We start from the raw sequence: 25,329 nt of genomic DNA, 5'->3' as shown, positions 1-25,329 counted from the left end.
CCGCCCGCCCCTGCCGGCCTCGCCTACCCGAGGGTTTCCGCCAGCGGGCCCGGCAGGCTGCCGGTGTGCAGGACTCCCAGTCGTTGGGTGGCTCGGGTCAGGGCGACGTACAGGTCGCTGGTGCCGTAGCGGGAGGGTTCCACGACCAGGACCGAGTCGAACTCCAGGCCCTTGGACTGGCGGGGGTCCAGGAGGACGACCTGGTGGGTGAGGTCGGGGTCGGTGTCCGCGGTGACTCCGTCGAGGCGGGCCGCGAGGCGCCGGTGCAGGTCGCGGGGGGCGATCACGGCGAGCCTGCCCTCGGCGGGGGTCAGCTCCTTCACCGCCTCGGCGACCGCGCCGGGCAGGTCGTCGACGGCACGTACCCAGGGGCGTACGCCGGTGGACCGTACCGAACTCGGCGGGACGAAGTCGGGCTGCTCGGCGCGGACGACGGCCGCCGCGACGTCCATGATCTCCGCGGGGGTGCGGTAGTTGACGCCCAGCCGGGTGTGCTCCCAGCGGTCGCCGACGTACGGGTCGAGGATGCCTGACCAGGAGCCGACGCCCGCCGCCTCCGCGGTCTGCGCCGGGTCGCCGACGAGGGTCATGGAACGGGTCGGGCTGCGCCGCATCAGCAGCCGCCATGCCATCGGCGACAGTTCCTGCGCCTCGTCGACGATGATGTGCCCGAACGCCCAGGTCCGGTCGGCCGCCGCGCGTTCGGCGGCGCTGCGGTGGTCGTCCTCCTCGTGGCGTTCGGCGAAGCGTTCGGCGTCGATGATGTCGTGGGCCGACAGGACTTCGGAGGCCTCGTCGTCCTTGTCGTCGAACTCGTACGTCCGGGAGGCGTAGGAGACGTCCAGCACGCCCTGGGCGTAGGCGACCTGGCGTTCCCGTTCGCGTTCGGCGCGCTCCCGTGCCGACCGGTCGTCCTCGCCGAGGAGTTCGGCGGCCTCGTCGAGCAGCGGGACGTCCGCGACGGTCCAGGCGCGGGTGACCGGGCGGCGGATGGCGGCCGCGTCCTCGTCGGGGACGTACCCCTCGGGGTCGGCGAGGAGGTCGGCGACCACCCGCTGCGGGGTGAGTACCGGCCACAACTGGTCGACGGCGGCCCATACTTCGGGGTTCTCGGCCAGTTCGTCGCGGATCTGGGTGACATCGCTGGGGTCGAGGAGGCTGGAGCCGTCGTAGGGGTCGGTGCCGACGCGTTCGGCGTACAGCTCGGTGAGGGTGTTGAGGATGTGCCCCTCGAAGTGCTCGCGGGCGGCGTTGTGCGGCAGCTTCGCGGCCCGGGTGCGCTCGCGGGCGACGCCGACCAGGCCCTCGTCGAGCATCAGGACCTCGCGGTCGTGCTCGATGGCGATCACCGGGTCGGGCAGTGCCTGCCGGTCCCGTACGACGGCGGCGAGGACGTCGGCCATGCCGGCGCGGCCCTTCACCGCGGCGGCCTCGGGGGTGTCCGTGGCCGTCGCCTTCACGCCGGGGTACAGCTCGCCGACCGTCGCGAGGAGTACGCCGGTCTCGCCGAGGGAGGGGAGCACCTCGGCGATGTAGCCGAGGAAGGCGGGGTTGGGGCCGACGATGAGGACGGCCCGCTTGGCGAGCAGTTCGCGGTGTTCGTAGAGGAGGTAGGCGGCGCGGTGCAGGGCGACGGCCGTCTTGCCGGTGCCGGGGCCGCCCTCGACGACCAGCACACCGCGGTGGGGTGCGCGGATGATCTCGTCCTGTTCGGCCTGGATGGTCTGCACGATGTCGTGCATGCGGCCGGTGCGGGCGGAGTTGAGCGCGGCGAGGAGGACGGCGTCACCGGTGGGGTCCTCGTGGCCTGTGCGGGTGGCGTCGCCGAGGTCGAGGAACTCGTCGTGCAGGGCGGTGACCCGGCGGCCGTCGGTGGAGATGTGCCGGCGGCGGCGCAGGCCCATCGTGGTGTGGCCGGTGGCCAGGTAGAAGGGGCGGGCGATGTCGGCCCGCCAGTCGACGAGGACCGGGGTGCGCTCGGGGTCGTCCCGGCGCAGGCCGATCCGGCCGATGTGGTGGCTGGCGCCGGAGGCCAGGTCGATCCGGCCGAAGCAGAGCGAGCCGTCCACGGCGTTCAGCGCGGCGAGCAGCCCGGAGCGTTCGGCGACGAGGATGTCCCGTTCCAGACGGGCCTGCATGGGGGTGTTGCCCTGGGCGAGCGCGTCGGTGACGGCGGCCTCGGTGACACCGCGCAGCGCGTCGACGCGCGCGTACAGCCCGTCGATGAATTCCTGTTCGTCGCGCATTTCACTGTCGGTGAATTCATTGCTTACTTCTGCGCCTGCGTCGATGTTTGACAATGCCGCTCCCGCCCGGATATACTCTGCTCATTGAACTTGTCCGCGATTCAATCCCTTGAAGTCGCGAATCATCGAATATACGCCGAGAAAACCCCCGAGCGCAATTGCTCGGGGGTTTTGTGCTTCTGCTCAGATGACGTCCGACAACTCCTCCAGCAGTCGCCGCTTCGGCCGCGCCCCCACCATCGCCTTCAGGGGCTCACCGGCCCGGAACACCATGAACGTCGGCATCGACAGCACCTTGTAGTGGTTGGTCGTCTCCGGGTTCTGGTCCACGTTCAGCTGCACCACCTTCAGCCTCTCCCCCTCCTCCTCGGCGAGCGCCCTGAGCACCGGCGCCATCTGCCGGCACGGTGGGCACCAGTCGGCGGTGAACTCCACCAGCACCGGAAGTTCCGCCGCGAGTACCTCCGCCGCGAAATCCGCGTCCGTCACCTCGTCCACTCCGGCCACCTTGGTCACAGGTCCCGCCCTCCCAGTTCACACACGGGCTCCGGACCCCCCGGAACCAGCGCCTCGGCGGCCAGCTCGTCACGCGCCCGCTCGGCCCGCGTGAGCTGCCCGGCGACCTTGTCGCGGACCGCCGCCAGCTCCCCGATGAGCGCGTCCAGCTCATCCAGCTTGCGCCGGTACACCGCGAGCGAGGCCGGGCACGAGTCGCCCTCCGGGTGTCCCGCCCGTAGACACTCCACGAAGGGCCGGGTCTCCTCCAGCTCGAACCCGAAGTCCCGCAACGTCCTGATCTGCTGCAACGCCCGCAGGTCGTGCTCGTCGTAGGCCCGGTGACCCAGCTCGTCGCGCCGCGCGGGCAGCAGCCCCCGCGACTCGTAGTACCGCAGCGTCCGCGTCGTGGTGTCGGCCCGTGCGGCCAGCTCGCCGATTCGCATGCCTACGAACGTACGGGTTGACGCCGACGTCAAGGCAAGACCCTCGTCCCGGAGGATCCCTCACTCCGGCGGCAGGAGCGGTTTCCCGCGCACCGGGGAGGACAGCACGATCGACGTGGTGGTCCGGCCCAGCGCCGAGGTCTGCTCCAGGACCTCCTCCAGGTGGACCGTGTCCGTGACGGCGACCTTGAGGAGCCAGCAGTCCTCGCCGATCACGTGGTGGGCCTCGGTGATCTCGGGGCGGTCGAGGAGTTCCAGGGTGCGGGGGTGCTTGAGGGTGTAGCCGCCGTGCGGATCGACCCGGATGAACGCCTGGATGCCGTAGCCGAGGCGGGCCGGGGCGACCTGGGCGGCGTATCCGGTGACGGCGCCCGCGGCCTCCAGGCGGCGCACCCGCTCGGTCACCGCGGCCGGGCTCAGCCGCACCCGGCGTCCCAGCTCGCTGAGTCTGATCCGGCCGTCCGTCTGGAGCAGCTGGAGGATCTGCCGGTCCAGCGCGTCGAAGGCCACCGATGTTTCGCTGGTGGCGGCACGCGGATACCGCGGTTCTTTCGGTGCTTCCGCCCGATCTCCCATGTCTTCCCCTTCAGACCTCGTGGGTACGCCGCGAGAATTATGGTCATGGAAAAGGCGCGAGAGGTTCTGGTCATCGGTGGCAACCGGTACGTCGGCAAGCGGCTGGTCGAAAGGCTGCTGGCGGCCGGGGACCGGGTCACGGTCCTCAACCGCGGATCGTCACGGCCGCCCACGGGCACGGTCCACCTCGTCGCCGACCGCGACGACGAGGTGGCGCTGCGCGCGGCGCTCGGCCCGCGCCGCTTCGACGTGGTCGTCGACCAGGTCTGCTACACCCCGCGGCAGGCAGCCGTCGCCGTGCGCGTCCTCGCCGGCCGCACCCGCCGCTATGTGCTGACGTCCACCGTCGAGGTCTACGAGTACGAGGACTCCATCGCCCCCGTCCGGGAGACGGACGTCGATCCCCTGGCCGCGACCGTCGACCTCGGACTCCCCTGGGACGACGCCGCGTTCCTCGACGCCCACTACGGCGAGGGCAAGCGGCAGGCGGAGGCCGTGTTCGCGTCGGCCGGGGCGTTCCCGTGGACGGCGGTACGGGTCGCGCACGTCCTCGGCGGCGCCGACGACTTCACCGGGCGGCTCGCGCACTACGCGGACCGTGTCCGCACCGGCGAGCCGATCACCGTGCCGGCGTCGAACCACCCGGCGACGTACATCCACGTGGAGGAGATCGCGGACTTCCTGTTCTGGGCGGCGGGCGAGGAGTTCACCGGGCCCGTCAACGCGGCGTCCCACCAGCCGCTGACCACCGAGGAGTTGTGCGGGGTGGTGGCCGGGCACTTCCCCGACGGCAAGACCGTCTTCCACGAGGTGGAGGTCGGCGAGGTCTCCCCGTTCGCCTTCCGGCGCTCCTACCCCATGGACAACTCCCGTGCCGTCCGGCTCGGTTTCGCCTTCGGCAACGCCCGGCAGTGGCTCGGGCGGGCGGTCGCGGAGACCCTCGGAGCGCGGGCCGGCTGACGCTCACCGGCCGGCGTTCACCGCGTCCGCCGGCTGACACTCACCGGCCGGTGTTCACCCCGTCCGCGTCAGCCGTGTCTCCGCCGCCGCCTCGCGGCCCGTGAGCAGGAGGAGCAGTGCGGCGATCGGGCCGCGGATCTCCTTGCCCGCGCCATGGCTCCACTCGATGTCCGTGGCGACCAGGCGGCCCCGCGGGAGGGGCCAGGGGCGGGGCGGGACCCGCATCGTGCAGACGCGGTCGGCGGCGTCGCGGGCCGCCGCGCGCGGCATCTCGCGGTCCCGGCCGAGCGCGAGGGCGATGTCCTGGCCGTGGACGAGGATGTCGATGAGGGGCTCGCGGCGGCTGGTCATGGGCGCGAGTCGGCGGGAACCGATCGTCGAGCGGAGCAGGGCGACGATCTCGTCGGCCGGGCGCCGCGCCTCACGGACGGCGCTGTCGTGGATCATGCGGTTCCAGTCGCCGCGGGCACGGATCATCTCGCCCACCACCTGGCCGTACGAGAAGCGGGCCGCCACCGTCAGATGCGCGGCCACGTCCCGCACCCGCCAGTCCCCGCACTGCGTGGGGCGCTCCCATTCCTCGGGACCGAGCCCCTCCAACAGGTCGGCCAGGCTGGTCCGTTCATGGTCGATGACCTGCCAGCACGTGTCCTCGTCCAGCACCGCACCCACGGGAATCACCCACTCAAGTGGTAAGCTTCTCTGACCAAATTAGTCAGAGCCTCTGACCAATGTCAAGGCAGGGCGCACCAGCGGCGAGGAGGTGTCGGCGGTGACGGCGGACGGTGGCCCCGACGGGGCGGAACCGGAGACCAACACGGGCGTGCTGCTGTTCCTGCCCTACCGGGCCCTGGAGAACCGCGTCTTCGCCGCCCTCGCCGAGGCGGGCTTCGACGACTTCACCCCCGCCCAGGCCCGGGTCCTCCAGCGCATCGGCCCGCACGGCACCCGGCTGACGGACCTCGCCGAACAGGCCCAGGTCACCAAGCAGACCGCCGGCTTCCTGGTCGACCAGCTGGAGAAGGCGGGCTATGTGCGGCGCGTGCCGGACCCGACCGACCGGCGGGCCCGGCTGGTGTGCGGCGCGGAGAAGGCGTGGGCGGCGAAGGAGGTCGCCGACGGGGTGGTCGCACAGGTGGAGAAGGAGTGGGCGGAGCACCTCGGCAAGCGCCGGATGCGGCAGTTGCGGGAGGCGCTGACCTCCCTGCGGGAGATCACCGACCCCTGGGCCTGAGCGGCCGGCGGCGGCCTCGGATCAGCGAACCTCGCTGAACTCCCGCTCCCCCTTGTCCGCATCCCCCGCGTCCGCCGTATCCCCCGCCTCGGCCTCCGCCCGCTTTTCCTTGCCCGGCAGCAGCACCGCCACCAGCAGCGTGCCGACGCCGAGCACCACCGCGCCGACCAGGCTCGTGTGGGCGACCGCGTCCGCGAAGGAGGATCCGACCGAGTCGGCCATGTGCCGGGCATTCTCGGCGAGTTGGGCAGCCTGCTCCTTGAGCTGTGCGGCCTGCCGCGGATCGGTCGACTGCGCCGCCTGCTCCCCGAGTTGCCGTGCCCTGTCGGCGACGCCCTGCGCGACGGCGTACCCGGCGCCGACCGAGTCCTGGGCGGTGGCGAGCGTGCCGGCGGGGAGGCCGCTGCCGGACGCCGCTTCCCCGAGGCGGTCGGAGTACGACGTGCCCAGCAGCGAGCCGAGGATGGCGATGCCCAGGGAGCCGCCCAGCTCCAGCGAGGTGTCGTTCACCGCGCCGCCGACGCCCAGTTCGGACTCGGGGAACGCCCCCATGATCGCGTCCGTGCAGGGCGACAGGGCGAGCCCGATGGCCACGCCGAGGACGACGAGGGACGCCACGAAGTCGCCGTACGAGGACGTGGAGTCGACCTGGGTGAGCAGGGCGAGGGCGGCCGTGCCGCCGACCATGCCCGCGGTGACCGTCCACTTCATGCCGACGCGCGGGGTGAGGTAGGCGGTCAGGGCCGAGCCGACGAAGACCGCGCCGGCCAGGGGCAGCATGCGCAGGCCGGTGTCGAGGGCGTCGTAGCCGAGGACGAACTGGAGGTGCTGGGTGAGGTAGTAGAAGGCGCCGAAGACGGCGAGGAAGAACAGGGCGACGGCCAGGTTGGAGCCGGCGAAGCGGCGGTCGGTGAAGCGGCGGACGTCGATCACCGGGTGCGGGTGGCGCAACTCCCACAGGACGAAGGCGAGCAGGGCGAGCGCGGCGACGACCGCCGCGCCGATCGCCTTGGGGCCCCAGCCGAAGTGCGGGCCTTCGATGATCATGTAGACGAGCGCGCCGATCCACACCACGGACAGCAGGCCGCCGACGTGGTCGATCCGGTCGTGGTGCCCGGCCCTGGACGGCGGGACGAGGACGAGGGCGCCGGCGATCGCGACGGCGGCGACGGGCACGTTGATGAGGAACGTCGACGACCAGCCGTGGTTCTCCAGCAGCGCTCCCGCGACGAGCGGACCGGCCGCGATGGCGAGGCCCGCGGTGGCCGTCCACAGGGTGATCGCCTTGGCGCGTTCCGCGCGCGGGAAGGTCGCGGCGAGCAGGGAGAGCGTCGCGGGCATGATGAGTGCCGCGCCCACGCCCATCACTGCGCGGGCCGCGATCACGGTGGCGGAGCTGTCGGCGAGGTAGCCGGAGATGGCCCCGCCGGCGAACACGACGAGCCCGAGGATCAGCGCCCCGCGCCGGCTGTACTTGTCGCCGATCGCGCCGAGCAGCAGCATCAGCGCCGCGTACGGCACGGTGTAGCCGTCGATGACCCACTGGAGGTCGGCACTGGAGAGGCCGAGGTCCTCGGTCATGGCGGGCGCGGCGACCGTGAGGGCGGTGTTCGCCATCACGATGATCAGCAGGCTCAGGCAGAGGACCAGGAGCGCCCACCAGCGTCGGCGGTAGGGGCCCTTCATCCCGTCGACCGGTTCGTTCAGGACGAGTCGCATGGCAGGGATCGCCTTCCTCGGGAGGTACACCGGTGGAATTGCACAACGCTGTGCAATGTACGTTGCCTGCACAACGCTGTGCAAATTCGTGGTGCGGAACGAGCCATCGCCGGAAGGCGGGCACAATGGCCGCCATGACCACGGGTATCGGCAGTCGCGCCGAGGCAAACCGACGTCGCATCCTCGATGTGGCCCTCGCCGAGTTGTTGCGCGACCCCGACGCGTCCATGGACCAGATCGCCCGCGCCGCCGGCGTCGTACGGCGCACGGTGTACGGCCACTTCCCCAGCCGTGAGGCACTGATCGGCACGCTGGTCGACGAGGCGGTGGAGGTGCTGGCCGCCGCCCACCAGCCGGAACGTGAGGCCGTCGGGGATCCTGCGGAGGAGCTGGCCCGGTCGGTGCTGGCCGTGTGGCAGATCGCCGACCGCTACCGTCTGCTGGTCGCGCTGGCCCAGCGCACGGTCACCATGCAGGGCATCCGGGAGCGGCTCGCCCCGGTCCGCCGGGACACGATCCGGCTGCTGCAGCGCGGTCTGGACGAGGGGACGTTCGTCTCACCGCTGCCGGCGCCGGCGCTGGCGTACGTGCACGAGCAGATCGTGTTCGCGCTGATGGAGGCCGTGAACGACGAGTTGCTGAGCACGCACGAGGCGGGCCGGTCGGCCGCCGTCACGACACTGACCGCGGCGGGCGTGCCCGCCACCCTGGCCACCGCACTGGTGACGAAGGTGAGCGAGTCCGGCTGACGGGTACGGCGAACGCCGCAGGCCCTCGGTGTGCGAACACCGAGGGCCTGCGGCGAATCGGAAAGACGAAAACCGGGCGGCTGAGCTACGGGGGAGTACTCAGCCGCCCGGCGTGTACCGGGTGTCCGGCCCGGGTTCAGGCGGGGCCGGACACCCGGAGTGGGAGGGGACGCGCCGCCCGGGGGCGTCAGGCCTTGGCGAGTTCCTTCTCGCCCTCTTCCCGCTGCCCGGGAAGGTCCGCGGCCGGGGTGTCCTGTCCGCCGTGGCCGTCGTCGAGCAGGGTCTTCTCGTCGAAGGGCAGTGCACCCGCGAACACCTGCTCCACGCGTCCCTTGTCGATCTCCTTGGTCCAGGTGCCGATCAGGACCGTGGCGACGGCGTTGCCCGCGAAGTTCGTCAGGGCGCGGGCCTCGCTCATGAAGCGGTCGATGCCGACGATGAGGCCGATGCCGTCCACCAGGGCCGGCTTGTGCGACTGGAGGCCACCGGCCAGGGTCGCGAGGCCGGCGCCGGTGACACCGGCGGCGCCCTTGGAGGCGACCAGCAGGAACAGCAGCAGCGGGATCTGCTCACCGACCGACATCGGCGTACCCATGGCGTCGGCGATGTAGAGCGAGGCCATGGTCATGTAGATCATGGTGCCGTCGAGGTTGAAGGAGTAGCCGGTCGGGACGGTGATGCCGACGACGGGCTTGCTGACGCCCAGGTGCTCCATCTTCGCGATGAGACGCGGCAGCGCGGACTCGGAGGAGGAGGTGGACAGGATCAGCAGGAACTCGCGGCCCAGGTACTTGAAGAGCGAGAGGATGTTCATGCCGGCGACGATCCGCAGCAGCGCGGCGAGCACGATGAAGACGAAGAGGAAGCAGGTGGCGTAGAAGCCGAGCATCAGGACGGCGAGGCTCTTGAGGGCGTCGACGCCGGCGGAACCGGTGACCGCGGCGATCGCGCCGAAGGCGCCGATCGGGGCCGCCCACATCACCATCGCGAGGATACGGAACACGAGCCGCTGGATGTGCTCGATGCCGCGCAGGACCGGCTGGCCGGCCGAGCCCATGGCCTGGAGGGCGAACCCGGCGAGCAGGGCGACGAGCAGCGTCTGGAGGACCTCGCCGCCGGTGAAGGCGGAGACGATCGTCGTCGGGATGATCCCGAGCAGGAACTCGGTGGTGTCCTTGGCCTCCGCCGAGACCTGCGCCTGACCGGTCTCCTTGACCGCGTCGGTGACCGCGAGGCTGCTGCCCGGGTCCAGGACGTTGCCGACGACCAGGCCGATGCCGAGCGCGACCAGCGACATGACCGTGAAGTAGCCGAGGGCGATACCGCCGACGGCGCCGACCTTGGCGGCCTTGCGGACGGATCCGATGCCGAGCACGATCGTGCAGAAGATGATCGGCGAGATCATCATCTTGATCAGGTTCACGAAGCCGGTACCGATGGGCTTCAGCTCGACGGCGAAGTCGGGGGCGATCAGGCCCACGGCGATACCGATGGCGACCGCGACGATCACCGCGATGTACAGATAGTGCGTGCGGTCCCGCTTTGCTGCGGGTACGGCGGATGCCGTATCGGGGGTGCTGGCGGCCACGGCTGCCCTCCTTGACGTCTTCGTCGGCATCACCGGCGTGCGGCTCACGTCCGGGGGATATGGGGGATGCCGTGACTATGGCCCCACGCTGTGAGGGCGGTCACCCTTCCGTTCATTTAGTTCACGCTTAACCTCGGGGGCACACTGACGACATGCGCATCCCCGTCCCGAGACCTCGCAGCCTGGCCGGCCAGCTGTTCGCCATGCAGGCGGTCCTCATAGCGGTGCTCGTCGCGGGGTACGCGCTGTTCACCTACGTCAGCGACCGCAGCCAGGCCGAGGAGGCCGCGAGCCGGCAGGCCTCGGCGGTGGCCCGCTCGGTCGCCGACTCCCCCTCCGTGCGGGAGGCGATCGGCACCCCGGATCCGACGGCCGAACTCCAGCCGTACGCGCTGCGGATCATGCGCGACACCGAGGTCGACTTCGTCACGATCATGAATCCGGCGGGGATCCGCTGGACCCACCCGGACGAGAAGCAGATCGGCCGGCACTTCATCGGCAACATCGCCCGCGCCCTGAAGGGCGAGACCTTCACCGAGACCTACACCGGCACCCTCGGCCCGTCCGTCCGCGCGGTCACCCCCGTCGAGGACGACGACGGCCGCATCATCGGCCTGGTCAGCGCGGGCATCAGAGTAGAGGCGATCACCAAGCGGGTGCAGGACCAGGTGACGGCCCTGTTCGGCGTCGCGGCGGGCGCGCTCGCGCTCGGCGCGGTCGGCACGTACGTCGTCAACGCCCGGCTGCGCCGCCACACCCACGGCATGAACGCCTCCGAGCTGAGCCGGATGCACGACTACCACCAGGCGGCGCTGCACGCGGTGCGCGAGGGGCTGCTGATGCTGGACGGCCAGTACCGGGTGGCGCTGATCAACGACGGCGGCCGTGAACTGCTCGGCGTCTCGGGGGAGGTGGTGGGCCGCTCCGTCGCCGACCTCGGTCTGCCCGCCCCGCTGACGGGCGCCCTGCTGTCCTCCGAACCGCGCGTCGACGAGGTGCATCTGACGGCGGACCGGGTGGTGGCGGTGAACACCTCGCCGGTGTCCGGCGGAGAACGCCGGGGCACCGTGGCGACCCTCCGCGATGTCACCGAACTCCAGTCGCTGATGGGCGAGTTGGACTCGGAGCGCGGGTTCACCCAGGCGCTGCGCTCGCAGGCCCACGAGGCGGCGAACCGGCTGCACACCGTGGTCTCGCTGATCGAACTGGGCCGCGCCGACGAGGCCGTGGACTTCGCGACCGCCGAACTGGAGCTGGCGCAGGCGCTGACCGACCAGGTGGTGGCCGCGGTGAGCGAGCCCGTCCTCGCGGCGCTGCTGCTGGGCAAGACGGCGCAGGCCAACGAGCGGGGCGTGGAGCTGGTGGTCTCCCAGGGGAGCGGCCTCGACGACGGGCTGCTCCCCGAGTCGCTGCCCGCCCGTGACCTGGTCACCATCCTCGGCAACCTCATCGACAACGCCGTGGACGCGGCGCAGGGCAGCCTGCGGGCGCGGGTCACGGTGACCGCGTGCACCGAGCACGGCGTGCGGGACGGCGAGGCCGCCGGCGAGCTGGTGCTGCGGGTGACGGACACCGGCGCCGGGGTCGACCCGGCGCACATGGAGCAGGTTTTCGAGCGGGGTTTCTCCACGAAGCCGTCCGGGCCGGGGGGCCGCGGTCTCGGCCTGGCGCTCGTCCGGCAGGCTGTGCACCGCCACGGCGGGACCCTGTCGGTGGCGGAGGCCGAGGGCGGCGGCGCGGAGTTCGTGGTACGGCTGCTCCTGCGGACGACGGTCGCCGCCGCGCCGGTGTCGGGAGGCAAGGGATGACGGACGTGACGGGCGTTTCGGGGAACGAGCCGATCCGGGTGCTGGTGGTCGAGGACGACCCCGTCGCCGCCGACGCGCATGTCCTGTACGTCGGCCGGGTGCCGGGGTTCGTGGCGGTGGGCAAGGCGCACACCGGCGCGGAGGCGCGGCGCATGCTGGACCGTACGCCGGTGGACCTGCTGCTGCTCGACCTGCACCTGCCGGACGGGCACGGGCTCCAGCTGGCGCGTTCGCTGCGGGCGGCGGGGTATCACGCGGACGTGATAGCGGTGACCTCGGCGCGCGATCTGACGGTGGTCCGGGAGGGTGTGTCGCTGGGCGTCGTCCAGTACGTGCTGAAACCGTTCACCTTCGCCACCCTGCGGGACCGGCTCGTGCGGTACGCGGAGTTCCGCGGGGCGGCCGGCGAGGCGAGCGGCCAGGACGAGGTCGACAGAGCCCTGGCCACCCTGCGCGCACCGGGCCCCGTCGCGCTGCCCAAGGGGCTGAGCGGCCCGACCCTGGAGCGCGTGACGGGGGCCGTGCGGGAGGCGGCGGAGGGCCTGACCGCGGCCGGAGTCGCCGAGGCGGTGGGCATCTCCCGGATCACCGCCCGCCGCTACCTGGAACACCTGGTGGAGGCGGGAAGGGCGGAACGCAAGCCGCTGTACGGGCAGGTGGGAAGGCCCGAGCTGGTGTACCGGTGGGTTCCGGCGGCCCGGTGACTCGGCCGGCATGCGGCGCGGGAGAAGACGACGGAAACCGCTCACCGTACGTTTCCACACGTCCCACACCGGGTGACTATGGCCGAACGGCCCGTAGTCACAGCAGCTTCTGGCGCCTACGGTGTGCCCCGTGCACCGACCCCTGTCCCACACCCACCAGCCAGGTCCGCCCTTCGACGCCCTCGCCGCCCGCAGGCTGCGCGCGGCCCTGGGGATGACCCCGGACCATGTCGCCCACGGCCTGCGCGCCTCGTTCGGACTGCCCTACGCCACCCCGGAACTCGTCGTCTCCTGGGAACGCGCCGCCCTGTCCCCCACCAGCCCCGAGCTGACCGCCCTCGCGGGCGTCCTGTGGTGCTCCCCCACCGAACTGACCGGCCGCCCGCGCACACTGCGTGAGTTCCGGATCGCCCGGGGCCTGGCCCCCGAGGACGTGGCCCGCGCCGTCGGTCAGGAGTTCCCGGCCTACCTCGGCATGGAGGAGAGCGGCCGGTGGCGCAGCACCGACCGCCAGTCCGCCGTACTCACCGAACTGCTCGGCCTCGCCCTGCCCGACCTGATCGCCGTCACCGGCCGCGAGGCCGAACTCGCCGACCTCCTGCGCAGCGCGGTCACCACCCGCTGGCAGGCGTACACCAAGCCGCTCGGCAAGCTGCTTCCCCTGGACCGGCGCCTGCTGGAGGCCGTCCTCCAGCAGCTGCACCACAGCTACCAGGGACAGATGACCGCCACCCTCAGCTGGGGCGGCGGCAGCGCGGCCGGTGACGCGAGGGACTCCGGCCGCGACTTCCTCGACCGGATCACCGAGACCTTCTGGACGACCGTCGAGAAGAACTCCGGCTGAGGGCAACAGGCGGCCCTAGAAGACCGACTCCGCCTCGTCCATCCGGTCCTTGGGCACCGTCTTCAGCTCGGTCACCGCCTCCGCGAGCGGCACCATCTTCACGTCGGTGCCGCGCAGCGCGGTCATCATGCCGAACTCGCCCCGGTGCGCCGCCTCCACCGCGTGCCAGCCGAAGCGGGTCGCGAGGACACGGTCGTACGCCGTCGGCACGCCGCCGCGCTGGACGTGGCCGAGGATGACCGGGCGGGCCTCCTTGCCGAGCCGCTTCTCCAGCTCGAACGCCAGCGCCGTACCGATGCCCTGGAAGCGCTCGTGGCCGAACTGGTCGATCGCGCCCTTGCTGTAGTCCATCGTGCCGTCGGCGGGGTGGGCGCCCTCGGCGACGCAGATCACCGCGAACTTCTTGCCACGCGCGAACCGCTCCTCGACCAGCTTCACGAGGTCGGCCGGGTCGAAGGGGCGCTCGGGCAGGCAGATGCCGTGGGCGCCGGCCGCCATGCCGGACTCCAGGGCGATCCAGCCCGCGTGCCGGCCCATGACCTCGACGACCATCACGCGCTGGTGGGACTCGGCCGTCGTCTTCAGGCGGTCCATGGCCTCCGTGGCGACGCCGACGGCCGTGTCGAAGCCGAAGGTGCGGTCCGTGGAGGAGATGTCGTTGTCGATGGTCTTCGGGACGCCGACGACCGGCAGACCCGCGTCGGACAGCATGCGGGCCGCCGTCAGCGTGCCCTCGCCGCCGATCGGGATCAGCGCGTCGATGCCGAACTCGTGGATCATGTCCGAGGCGTTGTCGCAGGCCTCGCGGAGACGGTCGCGCTCCAGGCGTGAGGAGCCGAGGATCGTGCCGCCTCGGGCGAGGATGCCGCTCACGGCGTTCAGGTCGAGAGTGCGGTAGTGGCCGTCGAGCAGACCGGCGTAGCCGTCCTCGAAGCCGATCACCTCGTCGCCGTAGTTGTCGACCGCTCGGTGCACGACCGACCGGATCACTGCGTTCAGGCCGGGGCAGTCGCCGCCCGCGGTGAGGACTCCGATGCGCATCCTGCTGTGTCTCCTGCTCGCTGTGGGTACCGGTGAGCTGTTGTCGATTCTTTCATGCCCCCGAGGAGACTGTCGCGACTGCCGCCTGACGGGCGCCTTAACCGGGGGCAGGGGTATTGTCAAGAGGGTTCTGCTCACCTCGGTGGGCGATTTTTATGAGCCACCCGAACGGCCCACCGATGGAACGGAGAGCACGCGTGACGCGCAGCGTGTACGTGACCGGGATCGACCGCGGCGACGGCCGCCAGGTCGTCGAGCTGGGGGTCATGGAACTCCTGACCCGCCAGGTCGACCGGGTGGGCGTCTTCCGCCCCCTCGTCCACGACGGGCCCGATCGTCTGTTCGATCTGCTGCGCGCCCGGTACCGGCTGTCGCAGGACCCCGGATCCGTCTACGGCATGGACTACCACGAGGCGTCCGCCCTCCAGGCCGAGCGGGGCGCCGACGAACTGGTCTCCACGCTCGTCGACCGCTTCCACCGCGTCGCCCGCGACTACGACGTCGTCCTGGTCCTCGGCACCGACTACGCCGACACCCAGTTCCCCGACGAACTGTCCCTGAACGCACGCCTGGCGAACGAGTTCGGGGCCTCCGTGATCCCCGTCGTGGGCGGCCGGGGGCAGACCACGGAGTCGGTCCTCGCCGAGACCCGCAACGCCTACCGCGCCTACGACGGCCTGGGCTGCGACGTCATCGCCATGATCACCAACCGGGTCGCCCGCGAGGACCGTGAGGAGATCGCCGGACGGCTCGTCTCCCGGCTGCCGGTGCCCTGTTACGTCCTGCCCGACGAGCCCGCCCTGTCGGCCCCGACGGTCGCGCAGATCAGCACCGCCCTGGGGGCCAGGGTGCTGCTCGGCGACGACTCGGGGCTGGCCCGCGACGCCCTCGGCTTCGTCTTCGGCGGCGCGATGCTGCCGAACTTCCTGCACGCCCTGACACCCGGCGCCCTGGTCGTCACCCCCGGCGACCGGGCCGACCTGGTCGTCGGCTCACTGGCCGCGCACAGCGCCGGCACCCCGCCGATCGCCGGCGTGCTGCTCACCCTGGGCGAGGTGCCCAGCCAGGAGGTCCTCACCCTCGCCGCCCGCCTCGCGCCCGGCACCCCCGTGCTGTCGGTGGCCGGCAACAGCTTCCCCACCGCCGAACAACTGTTCTCCCTGGAGGGCAAGCTCAACGCGGCCACCCCGCGCAAGGCGGAGACCGCGCTCGGCCTCTTCGAGCGGCACGTCGACACCGCCGACCTGCTCAAGCGGGTCTCCGCGCCGAGCAGCGATCGCGTCACGCCGATGATGTTCGAGCACAAGCTGCTGGAGCAGGCCCGCTCCGACCTGCGCCGGGTCGTCCTTCCCGAGGGCACCGAGGAGCGGGTGCTGCACGCGGCCGAGGTCCTGCTGCGCCGCGGGGTGTGCGAACTGACCCTCCTCGGTCCCATCGACCAGATCCGCAAGAAGGCCGCGGACCTCGGCATCGACCTGGGCGACTGCCAGTTGATCGACCCGGCCACCAGCGAACTGCGCGACGCCTTCGCCGAGAAGTACGCGGGGCTGCGCGCCCACAAGGGCGTCACCGTGGAACTGGCCTACGACGTCGTCTCCGACGTCAACTACTTCGGCACGCTGATGGTCCAGGAGGGACTCGCCGACGGCATGGTGTCGGGCTCGGTGCACTCCACGGCCGCGACGATCCGGCCCGCCTTCGAGATCATCAAGACGAGGCCGGACGCCGGCATCGTCTCCTCCGTGTTCTTCATGTGCCTCGCCGACCAGGTCCTCGTCTACGGCGACTGCGCGGTCAACCCCGACCCGAACGCCGAGCAGCTCGCCGACATCGCCATCCAGTCGGCCGCGACCGCCGCCCAGTTCGGCGTGGAACCGCGGATCGCGATGCTGTCGTACTCGACGGGTACGTCCGGTTCCGGCGCCGACGTCGACAAGGTGCGCGAGGCCACCGCGCTGGTCCGTCGGCGGCGCCCCGACCTGCGGATCGAGGGGCCGATCCAGTACGACGCCGCCGTGGAGCCGACGGTCGCGGCGACCAAGCTGCCCGGCTCCGAGGTCGCGGGCCAGGCCAGCGTGCTGATCTTCCCCGACCTCAACACGGGCAACAACACGTACAAGGCCGTACAGCGGTCGGCCGGCGCGATCGCCGTCGGCCCGGTGCTCCAGGGCCTGCGCAAGCCGGTCAACGACCTGTCCCGCGGCGCCCTCGTCCAGGACATCGTCACCACCGTCGCCATCACGGCGATCCAGGCCCAGACCCTCGACCAGAAGGCACCCCAGCAGTGACCGGCACCCGTGTCCTCGTCCTCAACTCCGGCTCCTCGTCGGTGAAGTACCAGCTGCTCGACATGAGCGACAGCAGCCGGCTGGCGCAGGGCCTCGTCGAGCGCATCGGCGAGCAGACCTCGCGGCTCAAGCACACGCCGCTCGCGACGGCCGAGTCCCGCGAGCGCAGCGGGCCCATCCACGACCACGACGCGGCGCTCAAGGCCGTCGCCGAGGAACTCGCCCAGGACGGACTCGGCCTGGACTCACCGGAGTTGGCGGCGATCGGGCACCGGGTCGTGCACGGCGGCAAGCACTTCACCGAGCCGACCGTGATCGACGACGCGGTCCTCGCGGAGATCGAGCGGCTGATCCCGGTGGCCCCGCTGCACAACCCGGCCAACCTGACCGGGATCCGCACGGCGCGGGCGCTGCGCCCGGACCTCCCGCAGGTCGCCGTCTTCGACACCGCCTTCCACACCACGATGCCGGAGTCCGCGGCGCGCTACGCGATCGACGTGAAGACCGCGGACGAGCACCGCATCCGGCGCTACGGCTTCCACGGCACCTCGCACGCGTACGTCTCCCGGGCGACCGCCGGTCTGCTGGGCCGGGCCCCCGAAGAGGTGAACGTCATCGTGCTGCACCTGGGCAACGGGGCGTCCGCCTCCGCCGTACGCGGCGGGAAGTGCGTCGACACCTCCATGGGGCTCACGCCGCTCGAAGGCCTCGTCATGGGTACCCGCTCCGGCGACACCGATCCGGCCGTCATCTTCCATTTGGCACGAGTTGGCGGAATGTCCATCGACGAAATCGACACTCTTCTCAACAAGAAGAGCGGACTGATCGGCCTGTGCGGTGACAACGACATGCGCGAGATCCGACGGCGGGTCGACGAGGGCGACGAACAGGCGAAGCTCGCCTTCGACATCTACATTCACCGGCTGAAGAAGTACATCGGCGCCTATTACGCCGTGCTCGGCCGGGTGGACGCCGTGGTGTTCACCGCCGGGGTCGGCGAGAACGCGGCGCCGGTGCGCGCGGCGGCCGTCGCGGGCCTGGAGACCCTGGGCCTGGCGGTGGACGACGAGCTGAACGCCGTACGCGGTGACGAGCCGCGGCTGATCTCGCCCGCAGGCGCGCGGGTGAAGGTCGCCGTGGTCCCCACGGACGAGGAACTGGAGATCGCCACACAGACCTACGCGCTGGTGGAGCGCAATGGATATGCGGCTCCGCCGCAAGGCAACTGAAGAGTAAGGCAACTGAGCACCTTCCCGCCCATTTGTATCTTCCACCAGACGGAATATTCCGTAGCGAAACAAACCGATAGGATCGCCCCATGCGCCGTTCCAAAATCGTCTGTACTCTCGGCCCCGCGGTCGACTCCCACGAAATGCTCGTGTCGCTGATCGAAGCCGGCATGAACGTGGCCCGCTTCAACTTCAGCCACGGCTCGCACGCCGAGCACCAGGGCCGGTACGACCGGGTCCGTGCCGCGGCCAAGGAGACCGGCCGGGCCATCGGGGTCCTCGCCGACCTCCAGGGTCCGAAGATCCGCCTCGAGACCTTCGCCGAGGGGCCGGTCGAGCTGGTGCGCGGTGACGAGTTCACCATCACCACCGACGACGTGCCCGGCGACAAGTCGATCTGCGGCACCACCTACAAGGGGCTGCCCGGCGACGTCTCGCGCGGCGACCAGATCCTCATCAACGACGGCAACGTCGAGCTGAAGGTCCTGGACGTCGAGGGCCCGCGGGTGAAGACGATCGTCATCGAGGGCGGTGTCATCTCCGACCACAAGGGCATCAACCTGCCCGGCACGGCCGTCAACGTGCCCGCGCTGAGCGAGAAGGACATCGACGACCTGCGGTTCGCGCTGCGCATGGGCGCCGACCTCGTCGCGCTGTCCTTCGTCCGCGACGCCAAGGACGTCCAGGACGTCCACCGCATCATGGACGAGGAGGGCCGCCGCGTCCCCGTCATCGCCAAGGTGGAGAAGCCGCAGGCGGTGGAGAACATGGAGGACGTCGTGATGGCGTTCGACGGTGTCATGGTCGCCCGTGGCGACCTGGCCGTCGAGTACCCGCTCGAGAAGGTCCCCATGGTGCAGAAGCGGCTCATCGAGCTGTGCCGCCGCAACGCCAAGCCGGTGATCGTGGCGACCCAGATGATGGAGTCGATGATCACCAACTCCCGTCCGACGCGCGCCGAGGCCTCCGACGTGGCCAACGCGATCCTGGACGGCGCGGACGCGGTCATGCTGTCCGCCGAGTCGAGCGTGGGCGCGTACCCGATCGAGACCGTGAAGACGATGTCGAAGATCGTCACCGCGGCCGAGACGGAGCTGCTCTCCAAGGGCCTCCAGCCGCTCGTGCCGGGCAAGAAGCCGCGTACGCAGGGCGGTTCGATCGCCCGTGCCGCGTGCGAGATCGCCGACTTCCTCGGTGGCCGGGGCCTGGTGGCGTTCACCCAGTCCGGCGACACCGCCCGCCGCCTCTCGCGCTACCGCGCGACCCAGCCGATCATCGCCTTCACCACCGACGAGGGCACCCGCAACCAGCTGGCGCTCAGCTGGGGCGTCGAGTCGCACGTCGTGCCGTTCGTGAACAGCACCGACGAGATGGTCGACCTGGTGGACCAGGAGATCATCAAGCTCAACCGCTTCAACCCGGGCGAGATCGTGGTCATCACCGCCGGCTCGCCCCCCGGCGTCCCCGGCACCACGAACATGGTCCGCGTCCACCACCTGGGCGAGGACGGCCGCGGCTGACCCGCGACAGCAAGCTGCTGAACGGCGCTGAGGGCGCCCCCTGGTGAAGGGGGCGCCCTCAGCTCGTCTCACCGGTGTCTTCACGCGGCCGGCGATGATGCCACCGTCTCCCGCAGCCAGGCGTTGTCGCGCAGCTCCGGATGGGCGGTGGTGATCAGCCGGAACGCTTCGGCCTTCGCGCGGTCGGTGAGCTGCCGCAACTCGGGCCAGGTCAGCCGGGCCACGCGCGGGGGCCACTGCGTCGTGAGGGTGATGGAGTCCCCGTCTCGGCTGAAGGCGTACACATGCTGGGTCAGGCCGGCCTCGACCGCGATGCCGCTCCGGGTCGCCAGCGTCGTCGTGGCGTAGTGCAGCATCAGTGCGAAGTCGACCACGGGTAGTCCCGACAGGTGCACGCTGAGGTCCACACCGTGGACGACGAGCCGCAGATCCGCCTGGAAGAGTTCCAGACAGAAATCGGAGTTCACCAGCTCCGGGTGCTCCGGCCGGTCCGCCTTCTCCGCCGGCCGGTCCGGGGACCATGAGTCGTCATCCGCGCGCGGCTCGAAAGCGAACTCGATCATCTGTTGCCCCCTTCGTGGGGTGCCGGGGTGGGCCGGACGGCTTGACGCCGAATACGCGGCTGTGGCCCGGTCCTCAAGTGGAGAGGACCGGGCCACAGCTGGTGAGCGGCTCCCGGACGGGCTCGTGGGGGCGCCTGGTCGAGACGCCCGGCTCAGTACGCGGTGGTGTACTGGTGCAGGCTCGGCACGTGCAGCGTGCCGCCGAACTGGCCGGCCTGGACGACCTTCACCTTGGTGAAGTAGATCAGCGGGATGTTCAGCGGAGGCGGGTTCTCCGGGTCGAACGTGACCGGGATCAGACCGAACAGGTTCCCCGAGATGCTCTCGGTGTACATGATCGTGTCGCCGTTGCGGATGGTCGACGTCGTGCCCGAGCCGGCCTGGACGTGATACGTCACACCCGCCTGCTTGTCGTTGACCGTCTGGTGCAGGTCGCCGATGTCGGTCCCCTCGGAGATGACGTACTTCAGGACCTTCTTCTTGGTCCCGTTGGCCGTCTTCACCTCGACGATGCCCTGATAGTCGGCGCCCTTGAGGAGCAGCGAACTGGCGTTGAGGTACCACGGGTCGTCCGGCAGCAGCGTCTTGTTGTCGATGCCGCCCTCGTCCTCGGTGGAGACCGGGCAGTCGTCCACGTCGGTCGTGGCGCTCTCCGAGGGGCTCGGCGAGGCCGTTGCGTCGGCGGCGTCCGCTTCCTTCTCCGCCTTGTCCTCGGCTTCCTTCGCCGTGTCGTCCGCCTTGTCGGCGGTGTCCTTCACGGCGTCGGTGACAGCGTCGGAGGTGTCCTTGGCGGTACCGGAGTCCTTGCCGGAGTCCTTGCCGGAGTCCGTGTCCGTCGCGGTGTCGTCGCCGGTGCCCGTCGAGGCGGACTCGGAGGCCGACGGGGTCGGGCTCGCGGTGGCCGTCTCCTCGGCGTCCCTGCCGTCGAACAGATCGGTGATCGAGTCGCCGATCGTCTCCAGCAGGTTCTTGTCCGTCTCGGACGGCGACGGACTGGCCGTCGCGGTGTCGCCCGAGGGCTCCGACTTCTGCGGCTCCGACTCCGCGGACGGGGCGGCGGGGGCGGGCTCGTCCACGTCACCGGAACCTGAATCCGGCGAAGCGGAGCCACCCGAGGAGTCCGAAGTACCGCCCGTGGGCTCGTCCTTCGAACCGGACCCAGAGTCGTCCTTGGAGTCGTCCTTGGAGTCGTCCTTCTCGTCGTCCGCGGACTCGCTCGCGCTCGCCGAGGCGGACGGTGAGGGCGACGCGGAGGCGTCGGTTCCCTCGGAGTCCTCCAGGGCCGCCACGCAGTCCTTGTACTCGTCGATGGTGAGGCTCTTGGACGTCGGCTGGTCCTCGGCGTTGGCGAGGGTCGGTGTGAACCCCATGCCCATGAGGACCGCCGTCGGCATGGCCGCCAGGGCTATCGCCTTGCCGGCCGGCATGTGGAACCTGGTGAACAGCGGCTTCTTGGGTGCCGCGTGCCGCGGCCCGGTTCTCACGCGGGCAGCGTCCACACCGCTCCCGGTGGTCACCTCGTCAGCCGGCACTGTGCCTCCCGTTCGCCCCGTTGGCCGGGCTCGTTCCTGACAGTTCGTTCGGCTCGTCCGAGCCGTCGGCGTCCTTGGTGAAGGCCGGACCCGTGCTGTACGGGTTCACGGTGGGTCCGTCCGCCGGGGCGGTTCCCAGGTCCTGCGGGTAGGCCGCGGCGGGCGTCGTGCCCGTGCCGGGATCCTTGTCCTGCGCCTGCTCCGCCGGCGGTTCGCCCGGCACCCAGGACACGGCCATCGCTCCGCCGATGAGTGCGAAGAGGAAGCCGATGAGGAAGCCGCCGAGGTTGGCCACCGGAATGGAGACCAGTCCCAGCAGGATCGCCGCGACGCCCGCGAAGACCCGTACGTGCTTCTGGAACCACAGGCTGACGCCCAGCACCGCGAGCAGTACGCCGATGATCAGTGAGCCGGCGCCCGCGGTGGTCGACATCGCCAGCGTCAGATGACCGATCTGAAGGTTCGCGTACGGAAAGTAGGCGATGGGGAACCCGCTGATCAGAATGAACAGACCGGCCCAGAACGGCCTCGTGCCCCGCCAGGCGCGGAACTGCTGCCTCCGGAGGTCGAACTGGCCGGGGACGGCAGGGGTCTCGGCGCTCATGGAAAACAGCTCCCTGGTGCGGCGTTGCTGTGGTGGTGGTGCTGCGAGTGACGACCGGCGCTCACGGCTGGACGGGCGCTCCGGTCCGGACGGGTGGGACTGGACGGGCGGGGGTGCCACCGGCTCCCCCGCCCATCAGAGAGTGCTTAGTAGCACTCCTTGACACCCGTCGACAGCGACATCTTCAGGCCGCTGAGCTTGAAGGTTCCGGCGGTGGTGGCCCACGCCGTCTGCTTCACGCCGGTCAGCGTGGCCCTTTCGGCATCCTGACCGAACCCGAACGGGTTGGCGGTGTCGCCGCTCTTGATGCCGGGACCCTTGAGATCCTTGCCGGCCACACCGATCCGAATGTTCTCGAACGTTGCGTCGGCCTGAAGGTCCTCGACATCGATGTAGAGGTTGTCGGCCTCGACCGGCTTGCCGTTGCCACCCGCCTTCAGCGTGAGGCTGACCGAGCCGATCAGCGGGATGTTCGGCGTGACCACGGACTGGCACATGTTCGTGATCTCGGCCTTGTCGAACGCCGAGACCGCGACCGGGTGAGCCGTCTTCTTACCGTCAAGGGTGTAACCCGAGTCGATCGCGCCGTACTGCATGAAGCCCGTACCGACGAGCTTGTCCGCGGTGACCTTGAACGACTGACCCGAAACACTGAACGACGCTGCGAGCGCACCCTGCGCGAGGGCGACACCTATACACGCCGTGGCGGCGACGCTGGGCACCATGACCACAGCGAAGCGCTTCCATCTGGTCCCGCCACGCACCTGGGACTCCATATTTCCTCCTTCTCGGACGTACATCTCCTGGCCCTGACTAGCCCCCAAAACGGCGGCTCAGCCGGGCAGGGATGGGAGAAGTGCTACGTCCTCGGGAAGGGGAGCGCCTGTACTCGTCAGACGCGAACCGCGCCCGGAACACCGGCGATCACCCCCGAGCGACAACCACTGGTCGCGCCTGACACGCATCACGCACAACCTTGCTGGACAGGCTTCGCCTCGGCGAAGACCCCCCTGCCCAAGAACCGACGCCACTGCCGTCGACTCTGCTCGGTGGGGACCCAGGAAAACCCGTTGACCCAACCGGCTGTCGGGGTACGGGGAATGGACCGAGCGTGGCCGATCGTGGTGCATTCTCGCCGCCCGCACAAGGGGGTTCGTTACTGGCTAGTAACGGCCGGATAACCGAACAACGACCCACAGGTCTCGACCGGCGACGCTCGGTGGCAACCATGCCCAGGACAAAACTATTGATCGCTGGACAGAATCCGACAGAATTACGGCCCTGACTTACTGCCAGTAACAGCGGCCGCGATTGCCAAGTTTTGGCAAAGCGCGGCCGCAGCGGAACCGTGTCGGCAGAACTTTCACTCGGGCACCACCCGGCTCCGACGTTTAGCGACTGGTCAGAACCGGGGCTCCCGCCTCCTAGAAGAGGGCGCGCGCCAACGCCCTGCGCGCCGCCGTCACCCGCGGGTCGTCGGGCCCGACCACCTCGAACAGTTCGACGAGCCGCAGCCGTGCCGCGTCCCGCTCGTCACCGGCCGTCCGGGCCACCGTGTCGATCAGCCGCCCGAAGGCGTCCTCGACATGCCCGCCCACCAGATCGAGATCGGCCGCGGCGATCTGTGCCGCCGCGTCACCCGGCTTCTCGGCGGCCTCCGTGCGCACCCGCTGCGGGTCCATGCCCTGCACCCGGTGCAGCAACTCGGCCTGAGCCAGGCCGAGTTTCGCCTCCGTGTTGCCCGGATCATCGGCCAGCACATTCTGGTACGCCCGCACCGCACCGCCGAAGTCACCCGCGTCCAGCGCCTGTACGGCGGCCTCCAGCAGGGCGTCGTACGGGCCGGCCGGCGGCTCGGCGACGGCCTCGGCACGCTCACCGGGCTCCGCCTCGGGGTCGACGGTGAGGCCGGTGAGACCGAAGCGCTGCTCGGCGACCTGCACCAGCTGGTCCAGGGTCTGCCGGATCTGCTCCTCTCCGGCGGCCCCCTGGAAGAGCGGCAGCGCCTGGCCGGCGACCACCGCGAAGACAGCCGGGATGCCCTGCACCCCGAACTGCTGCATCAGCATCTGATTGGCGTCGACATCGATCTTGGCGAGCAGGAACCGCCCGTCGTACTCGACGGCGAGCCGCTCCAGCACCGGGCTGAGCTGCTTGCAGGGCTGGCACCACTCGGCCCAGAAGTCGATGACGACCGGCACCTCGGCGGACCGCTGGAGGACATCCCGCTCGAACCCGGCCTCATCGACGTCGATGACGAGATCCGCGGGCGACACGCCCCCCGTCCCGCCCCCCTGCCGGGCGGCTTCGGCCCGAGCCTGCTCCGCCTTCGCCTTGGCCTCCTGGGCCGCCTTCACCGCGGCGAGGTCGACGACTCCGCTCATGGACATGTTCCGTGGCTGCATGCGTCTATCCTCTCCCCTCCGCGCGTGTGCGTGAAAAGCGATCCGAAATAAGCGCCGGGTCCCCACCCCGCGCCGTCCGGCCGCGGCTCGCGTACGTCCGTTCACGAGCTTTCGCTACGAGTCGTAGCGTAATACCGGGAGTAGCCTTCCCGCCGCCCCGTCCCGGTGATCTCCCTCACGACCGCACAGAACCGGCCGGTTATCGTCGGAGGATGCAGAGCCGCACCCCCGCCGGCCGTACGGGACGCCCGCGCAGCGCCACCGCCGACACGGCGATCCTGTCCGCGACCCGCCAGGCGCTGGTCGAACTGGGCTGGTCCAAGCTCACGCTGGGGGACGTGGCGACCCGCGCCGGGGTGGCCAAGACGACGCTCTACCGCCGCTGGTCCGGCAAGAACGAACTCGTCGTGGACGCGGTCGCGGAACTCTTCGGCGAACTGGAACTCCCCGACCGGGGCAGCCTGGCCGCCGACATCGAGGGCGTGGTCCTCCAGTTCGCGGCGATCCTCGCCCGCCCGGAGGCCAAGAGCGGCCTGATGGCGGTGGTCGCGGAATCCACTCGCGACGACGCCCTGCGCGAACGCATCCGCGCCNNGAGCGGTGGTGCACCGCACCCTGGTCAGCGCGGAACCGGCGGACGAGGAGTGGGTGAGCGACTTCACCCGGGTGCTGCTGCACGGCTTGGCGGCGACGCCCCCCGGCCCGCCCGGCAGGTGAGGGCAAGGCCGTTCAGGCGCTTGAAGCCGTTCAGGCGGGCGGCGGGACGACGGGGCGACGG

At 70.6% G+C, this 25,329-nt stretch carries 22 protein-coding genes and 1 pseudogene; 10 read left to right on the top strand and 13 right to left on the bottom strand.

Features of this window, described 5'->3' with window-relative positions:
- Positions 1-23 precede the first annotated feature (23 nt).
- The 4 genes from BZL64_RS21505 to BZL64_RS21490 form a co-directional block, all read right to left on the bottom strand.
- Positions 24-2,246 (bottom strand): HelD family protein, encoded by a 2,223-nt coding sequence (locus tag BZL64_RS21505; protein ID WP_086770831.1) that lies wholly within the window; start codon positions 2,244-2,246, stop codon positions 24-26.
- 183 nt (positions 2,247-2,429) lie between these two features.
- Positions 2,430-2,744 (bottom strand): thioredoxin family protein, encoded by a 315-nt coding sequence (locus tag BZL64_RS21500; RefSeq protein ID WP_086770838.1) that lies wholly within the window; start codon positions 2,742-2,744, stop codon positions 2,430-2,432.
- 14 nt (positions 2,745-2,758) lie between these two features.
- Positions 2,759-3,187, bottom strand: coding sequence for a MerR family transcriptional regulator (locus BZL64_RS21495; protein WP_086770830.1), 429 nt, complete (start codon positions 3,185-3,187; stop codon positions 2,759-2,761).
- A gap of 60 nt (positions 3,188-3,247) precedes the next feature.
- Positions 3,248-3,697, bottom strand: coding sequence for an Lrp/AsnC family transcriptional regulator (locus tag BZL64_RS21490; RefSeq protein WP_086770829.1), 450 nt, complete (start codon positions 3,695-3,697; stop codon positions 3,248-3,250).
- 111 nt (positions 3,698-3,808) lie between these two features.
- On the opposite strand from BZL64_RS21490, the gene BZL64_RS21485 reads away from it, so the two are divergent.
- A complete protein-coding gene (locus BZL64_RS21485; protein WP_425276059.1) occupies positions 3,809-4,723 on the top strand; it encodes an NAD-dependent epimerase/dehydratase family protein in 915 nt (304 codons plus the stop codon).
- Between the two features lie 54 nt (positions 4,724-4,777).
- On the opposite strand, the gene BZL64_RS21480 is transcribed toward BZL64_RS21485, so the two are convergent.
- Positions 4,778-5,404, bottom strand: coding sequence for a maleylpyruvate isomerase family mycothiol-dependent enzyme (locus BZL64_RS21480; protein ID WP_086770827.1), 627 nt, complete (start codon positions 5,402-5,404; stop codon positions 4,778-4,780).
- A gap of 91 nt (positions 5,405-5,495) precedes the next feature.
- Here BZL64_RS21480 and BZL64_RS21475 point away from each other — a divergent pair, with 91 nt between their 5' ends.
- Positions 5,496-5,957, top strand: a complete 462-nt coding sequence (locus BZL64_RS21475; RefSeq protein WP_086770826.1) for a MarR family winged helix-turn-helix transcriptional regulator — start codon at positions 5,496-5,498, stop codon at positions 5,955-5,957.
- A 21-nt stretch (positions 5,958-5,978) separates the two neighbouring features.
- On the opposite strand, the gene BZL64_RS21470 is transcribed toward BZL64_RS21475, so the two are convergent.
- Entirely contained in the window at positions 5,979-7,676 is a 1,698-nt protein-coding gene (locus tag BZL64_RS21470) for an MFS transporter (protein ID WP_086770825.1), read from the bottom strand.
- Between the two features lie 125 nt (positions 7,677-7,801).
- On the opposite strand from BZL64_RS21470, the gene BZL64_RS21465 reads away from it, so the two are divergent.
- Positions 7,802-8,425, top strand: a complete 624-nt coding sequence (locus tag BZL64_RS21465) for a TetR/AcrR family transcriptional regulator (protein ID WP_086770824.1) — start codon at positions 7,802-7,804, stop codon at positions 8,423-8,425.
- Positions 8,426-8,612: 187 nt separating this feature from the next.
- Here BZL64_RS21465 and BZL64_RS21460 read toward each other — a convergent pair whose 3' ends face one another.
- Complete coding sequence (locus tag BZL64_RS21460; protein ID WP_244205429.1) at positions 8,613-10,043, bottom strand: cation:dicarboxylate symporter family transporter; 1,431 nt, start codon at positions 10,041-10,043, stop codon at positions 8,613-8,615.
- Positions 10,044-10,165: 122 nt separating this feature from the next.
- Here BZL64_RS21460 and BZL64_RS21455 point away from each other — a divergent pair, with 122 nt between their 5' ends.
- The 3 genes from BZL64_RS21455 (at position 10,166) to BZL64_RS21445 (ending at position 13,369) form a co-directional block, all read left to right on the top strand.
- On the top strand, positions 10,166-11,821 hold the full coding sequence (locus tag BZL64_RS21455) for an ATP-binding protein (protein WP_086770822.1): 1,656 nt from the start codon (positions 10,166-10,168) through the stop codon (positions 11,819-11,821).
- A complete protein-coding gene (locus BZL64_RS21450; protein ID WP_086770821.1) occupies positions 11,818-12,525 on the top strand; it encodes a response regulator in 708 nt (235 codons plus the stop codon). Before BZL64_RS21455 ends, BZL64_RS21450 begins: the two co-directional genes overlap by 4 nt.
- 121 nt (positions 12,526-12,646) lie before the next feature.
- The gene (locus BZL64_RS21445; RefSeq protein WP_086770820.1) at positions 12,647-13,369 is read left to right on the top strand and encodes a helix-turn-helix domain-containing protein; all 723 of its coding nucleotides are present in this window, start codon (positions 12,647-12,649) and stop codon (positions 13,367-13,369) included.
- Positions 13,370-13,384: 15 nt separating this feature from the next.
- Here the strand turns inward: BZL64_RS21445 and BZL64_RS21440 are convergent, their stop codons facing one another.
- Entirely contained in the window at positions 13,385-14,410 is a 1,026-nt protein-coding gene (locus tag BZL64_RS21440) for an ATP-dependent 6-phosphofructokinase (protein WP_086770819.1), read from the bottom strand.
- 197 nt (positions 14,411-14,607) lie between these two features.
- Between BZL64_RS21440 and pta the strand changes: the two genes are divergently transcribed.
- The 3 genes from pta (at position 14,608) to pyk (ending at position 19,447) form a co-directional block, all read left to right on the top strand.
- A complete protein-coding gene (gene pta, locus BZL64_RS21435; protein ID WP_086770818.1) occupies positions 14,608-16,698 on the top strand; it encodes a phosphate acetyltransferase in 2,091 nt (696 codons plus the stop codon).
- On the top strand, positions 16,695-17,927 hold the full coding sequence (locus tag BZL64_RS21430) for an acetate kinase (protein ID WP_086770817.1): 1,233 nt from the start codon (positions 16,695-16,697) through the stop codon (positions 17,925-17,927). The genes pta and BZL64_RS21430 overlap by 4 nt, the downstream gene beginning before the upstream one ends.
- An 89-nt stretch (positions 17,928-18,016) precedes the next feature.
- The gene (pyk, locus tag BZL64_RS21425) at positions 18,017-19,447 is read left to right on the top strand and encodes a pyruvate kinase (protein WP_086770816.1); all 1,431 of its coding nucleotides are present in this window, start codon (positions 18,017-18,019) and stop codon (positions 19,445-19,447) included.
- 80 nt (positions 19,448-19,527) lie between these two features.
- On the opposite strand, the gene BZL64_RS21420 is transcribed toward pyk, so the two are convergent.
- The 5 genes from BZL64_RS21420 to BZL64_RS21395 form a co-directional block, all read right to left on the bottom strand.
- Entirely contained in the window at positions 19,528-20,010 is a 483-nt protein-coding gene (locus tag BZL64_RS21420) for a hypothetical protein (protein WP_086770815.1), read from the bottom strand.
- Between the two features lie 152 nt (positions 20,011-20,162).
- A complete protein-coding gene (locus BZL64_RS21415) occupies positions 20,163-21,542 on the bottom strand; it encodes a hypothetical protein (RefSeq protein WP_086770814.1) in 1,380 nt (459 codons plus the stop codon).
- Positions 21,532-22,146: a DUF6114 domain-containing protein gene (locus BZL64_RS21410; RefSeq protein WP_086770813.1), complete on the bottom strand. Its 615-nt coding sequence runs from the start codon at positions 22,144-22,146 to the stop codon at positions 21,532-21,534. Before BZL64_RS21410 ends, BZL64_RS21415 begins: the two co-directional genes overlap by 11 nt.
- 146 nt (positions 22,147-22,292) lie before the next feature.
- The gene (locus tag BZL64_RS21405; protein ID WP_086770812.1) at positions 22,293-22,922 is read right to left on the bottom strand and encodes a DUF6230 family protein; all 630 of its coding nucleotides are present in this window, start codon (positions 22,920-22,922) and stop codon (positions 22,293-22,295) included.
- A gap of 648 nt (positions 22,923-23,570) precedes the next feature.
- On the bottom strand, positions 23,571-24,551 hold the full coding sequence (locus BZL64_RS21395; RefSeq protein ID WP_086770811.1) for a tetratricopeptide repeat protein: 981 nt from the start codon (positions 24,549-24,551) through the stop codon (positions 23,571-23,573).
- Between the two features lie 212 nt (positions 24,552-24,763).
- On the opposite strand from BZL64_RS21395, the pseudogene BZL64_RS21390 reads away from it, so the two are divergent.
- Positions 24,764-25,268 (top strand): annotated as a pseudogene (locus BZL64_RS21390) (TetR/AcrR family transcriptional regulator).
- The last annotated feature ends 61 nt before the right edge of the window (positions 25,269-25,329 follow it).

This window comes from Streptomyces bobili, assembly GCF_002154575.1.
GTDB lineage: Bacteria > Actinomycetota > Actinomycetes > Streptomycetales > Streptomycetaceae > Streptomyces > Streptomyces bobili.
The sequence above is the reverse complement of the archived record's forward strand: the minus strand, read 5'-3'. Positions and strand labels throughout refer to the sequence as shown.

What these genes read in the sequence shown, in the direction of transcription:
- BZL64_RS21505 (WP_086770831.1), bottom strand. Translation starts at nt 2,246, where the DNA reads ATGCGCGACGAACAGGAATTCATCGACGGGCTGTACGCGCGCGTCGAC.
- BZL64_RS21495 (WP_086770830.1), bottom strand. Translation starts at nt 3,187, where the DNA reads ATGCGAATCGGCGAGCTGGCCGCACGGGCCGACACCACGACGCGGACG.
- BZL64_RS21485 (WP_425276059.1), top strand. Translation starts at nt 3,809, where the DNA reads ATGGAAAAGGCGCGAGAGGTTCTGGTCATCGGTGGCAACCGGTACGTC.
- BZL64_RS21470 (WP_086770825.1), bottom strand. Translation starts at nt 7,676, where the DNA reads ATGCGACTCGTCCTGAACGAACCGGTCGACGGGATGAAGGGCCCCTAC.
- BZL64_RS21465 (WP_086770824.1), top strand. Translation starts at nt 7,802, where the DNA reads ATGGCCGCCATGACCACGGGTATCGGCAGTCGCGCCGAGGCAAACCGA.
- BZL64_RS21460 (WP_244205429.1), bottom strand. Translation starts at nt 10,043, where the DNA reads ATGCCGACGAAGACGTCAAGGAGGGCAGCCGTGGCCGCCAGCACCCCC.
- BZL64_RS21455 (WP_086770822.1), top strand. Translation starts at nt 10,166, where the DNA reads ATGCGCATCCCCGTCCCGAGACCTCGCAGCCTGGCCGGCCAGCTGTTC.
- BZL64_RS21450 (WP_086770821.1), top strand. Translation starts at nt 11,818, where the DNA reads ATGACGGACGTGACGGGCGTTTCGGGGAACGAGCCGATCCGGGTGCTG.
- BZL64_RS21440 (WP_086770819.1), bottom strand. Translation starts at nt 14,410, where the DNA reads ATGCGCATCGGAGTCCTCACCGCGGGCGGCGACTGCCCCGGCCTGAAC.
- pyk (WP_086770816.1), top strand. Translation starts at nt 18,017, where the DNA reads ATGCGCCGTTCCAAAATCGTCTGTACTCTCGGCCCCGCGGTCGACTCC.
- BZL64_RS21420 (WP_086770815.1), bottom strand. Translation starts at nt 20,010, where the DNA reads ATGATCGAGTTCGCTTTCGAGCCGCGCGCGGATGACGACTCATGGTCC.
- BZL64_RS21410 (WP_086770813.1), bottom strand. Translation starts at nt 22,146, where the DNA reads ATGAGCGCCGAGACCCCTGCCGTCCCCGGCCAGTTCGACCTCCGGAGG.
- BZL64_RS21405 (WP_086770812.1), bottom strand. Translation starts at nt 22,922, where the DNA reads ATGGAGTCCCAGGTGCGTGGCGGGACCAGATGGAAGCGCTTCGCTGTG.
- BZL64_RS21395 (WP_086770811.1), bottom strand. Translation starts at nt 24,551, where the DNA reads ATGCAGCCACGGAACATGTCCATGAGCGGAGTCGTCGACCTCGCCGCG.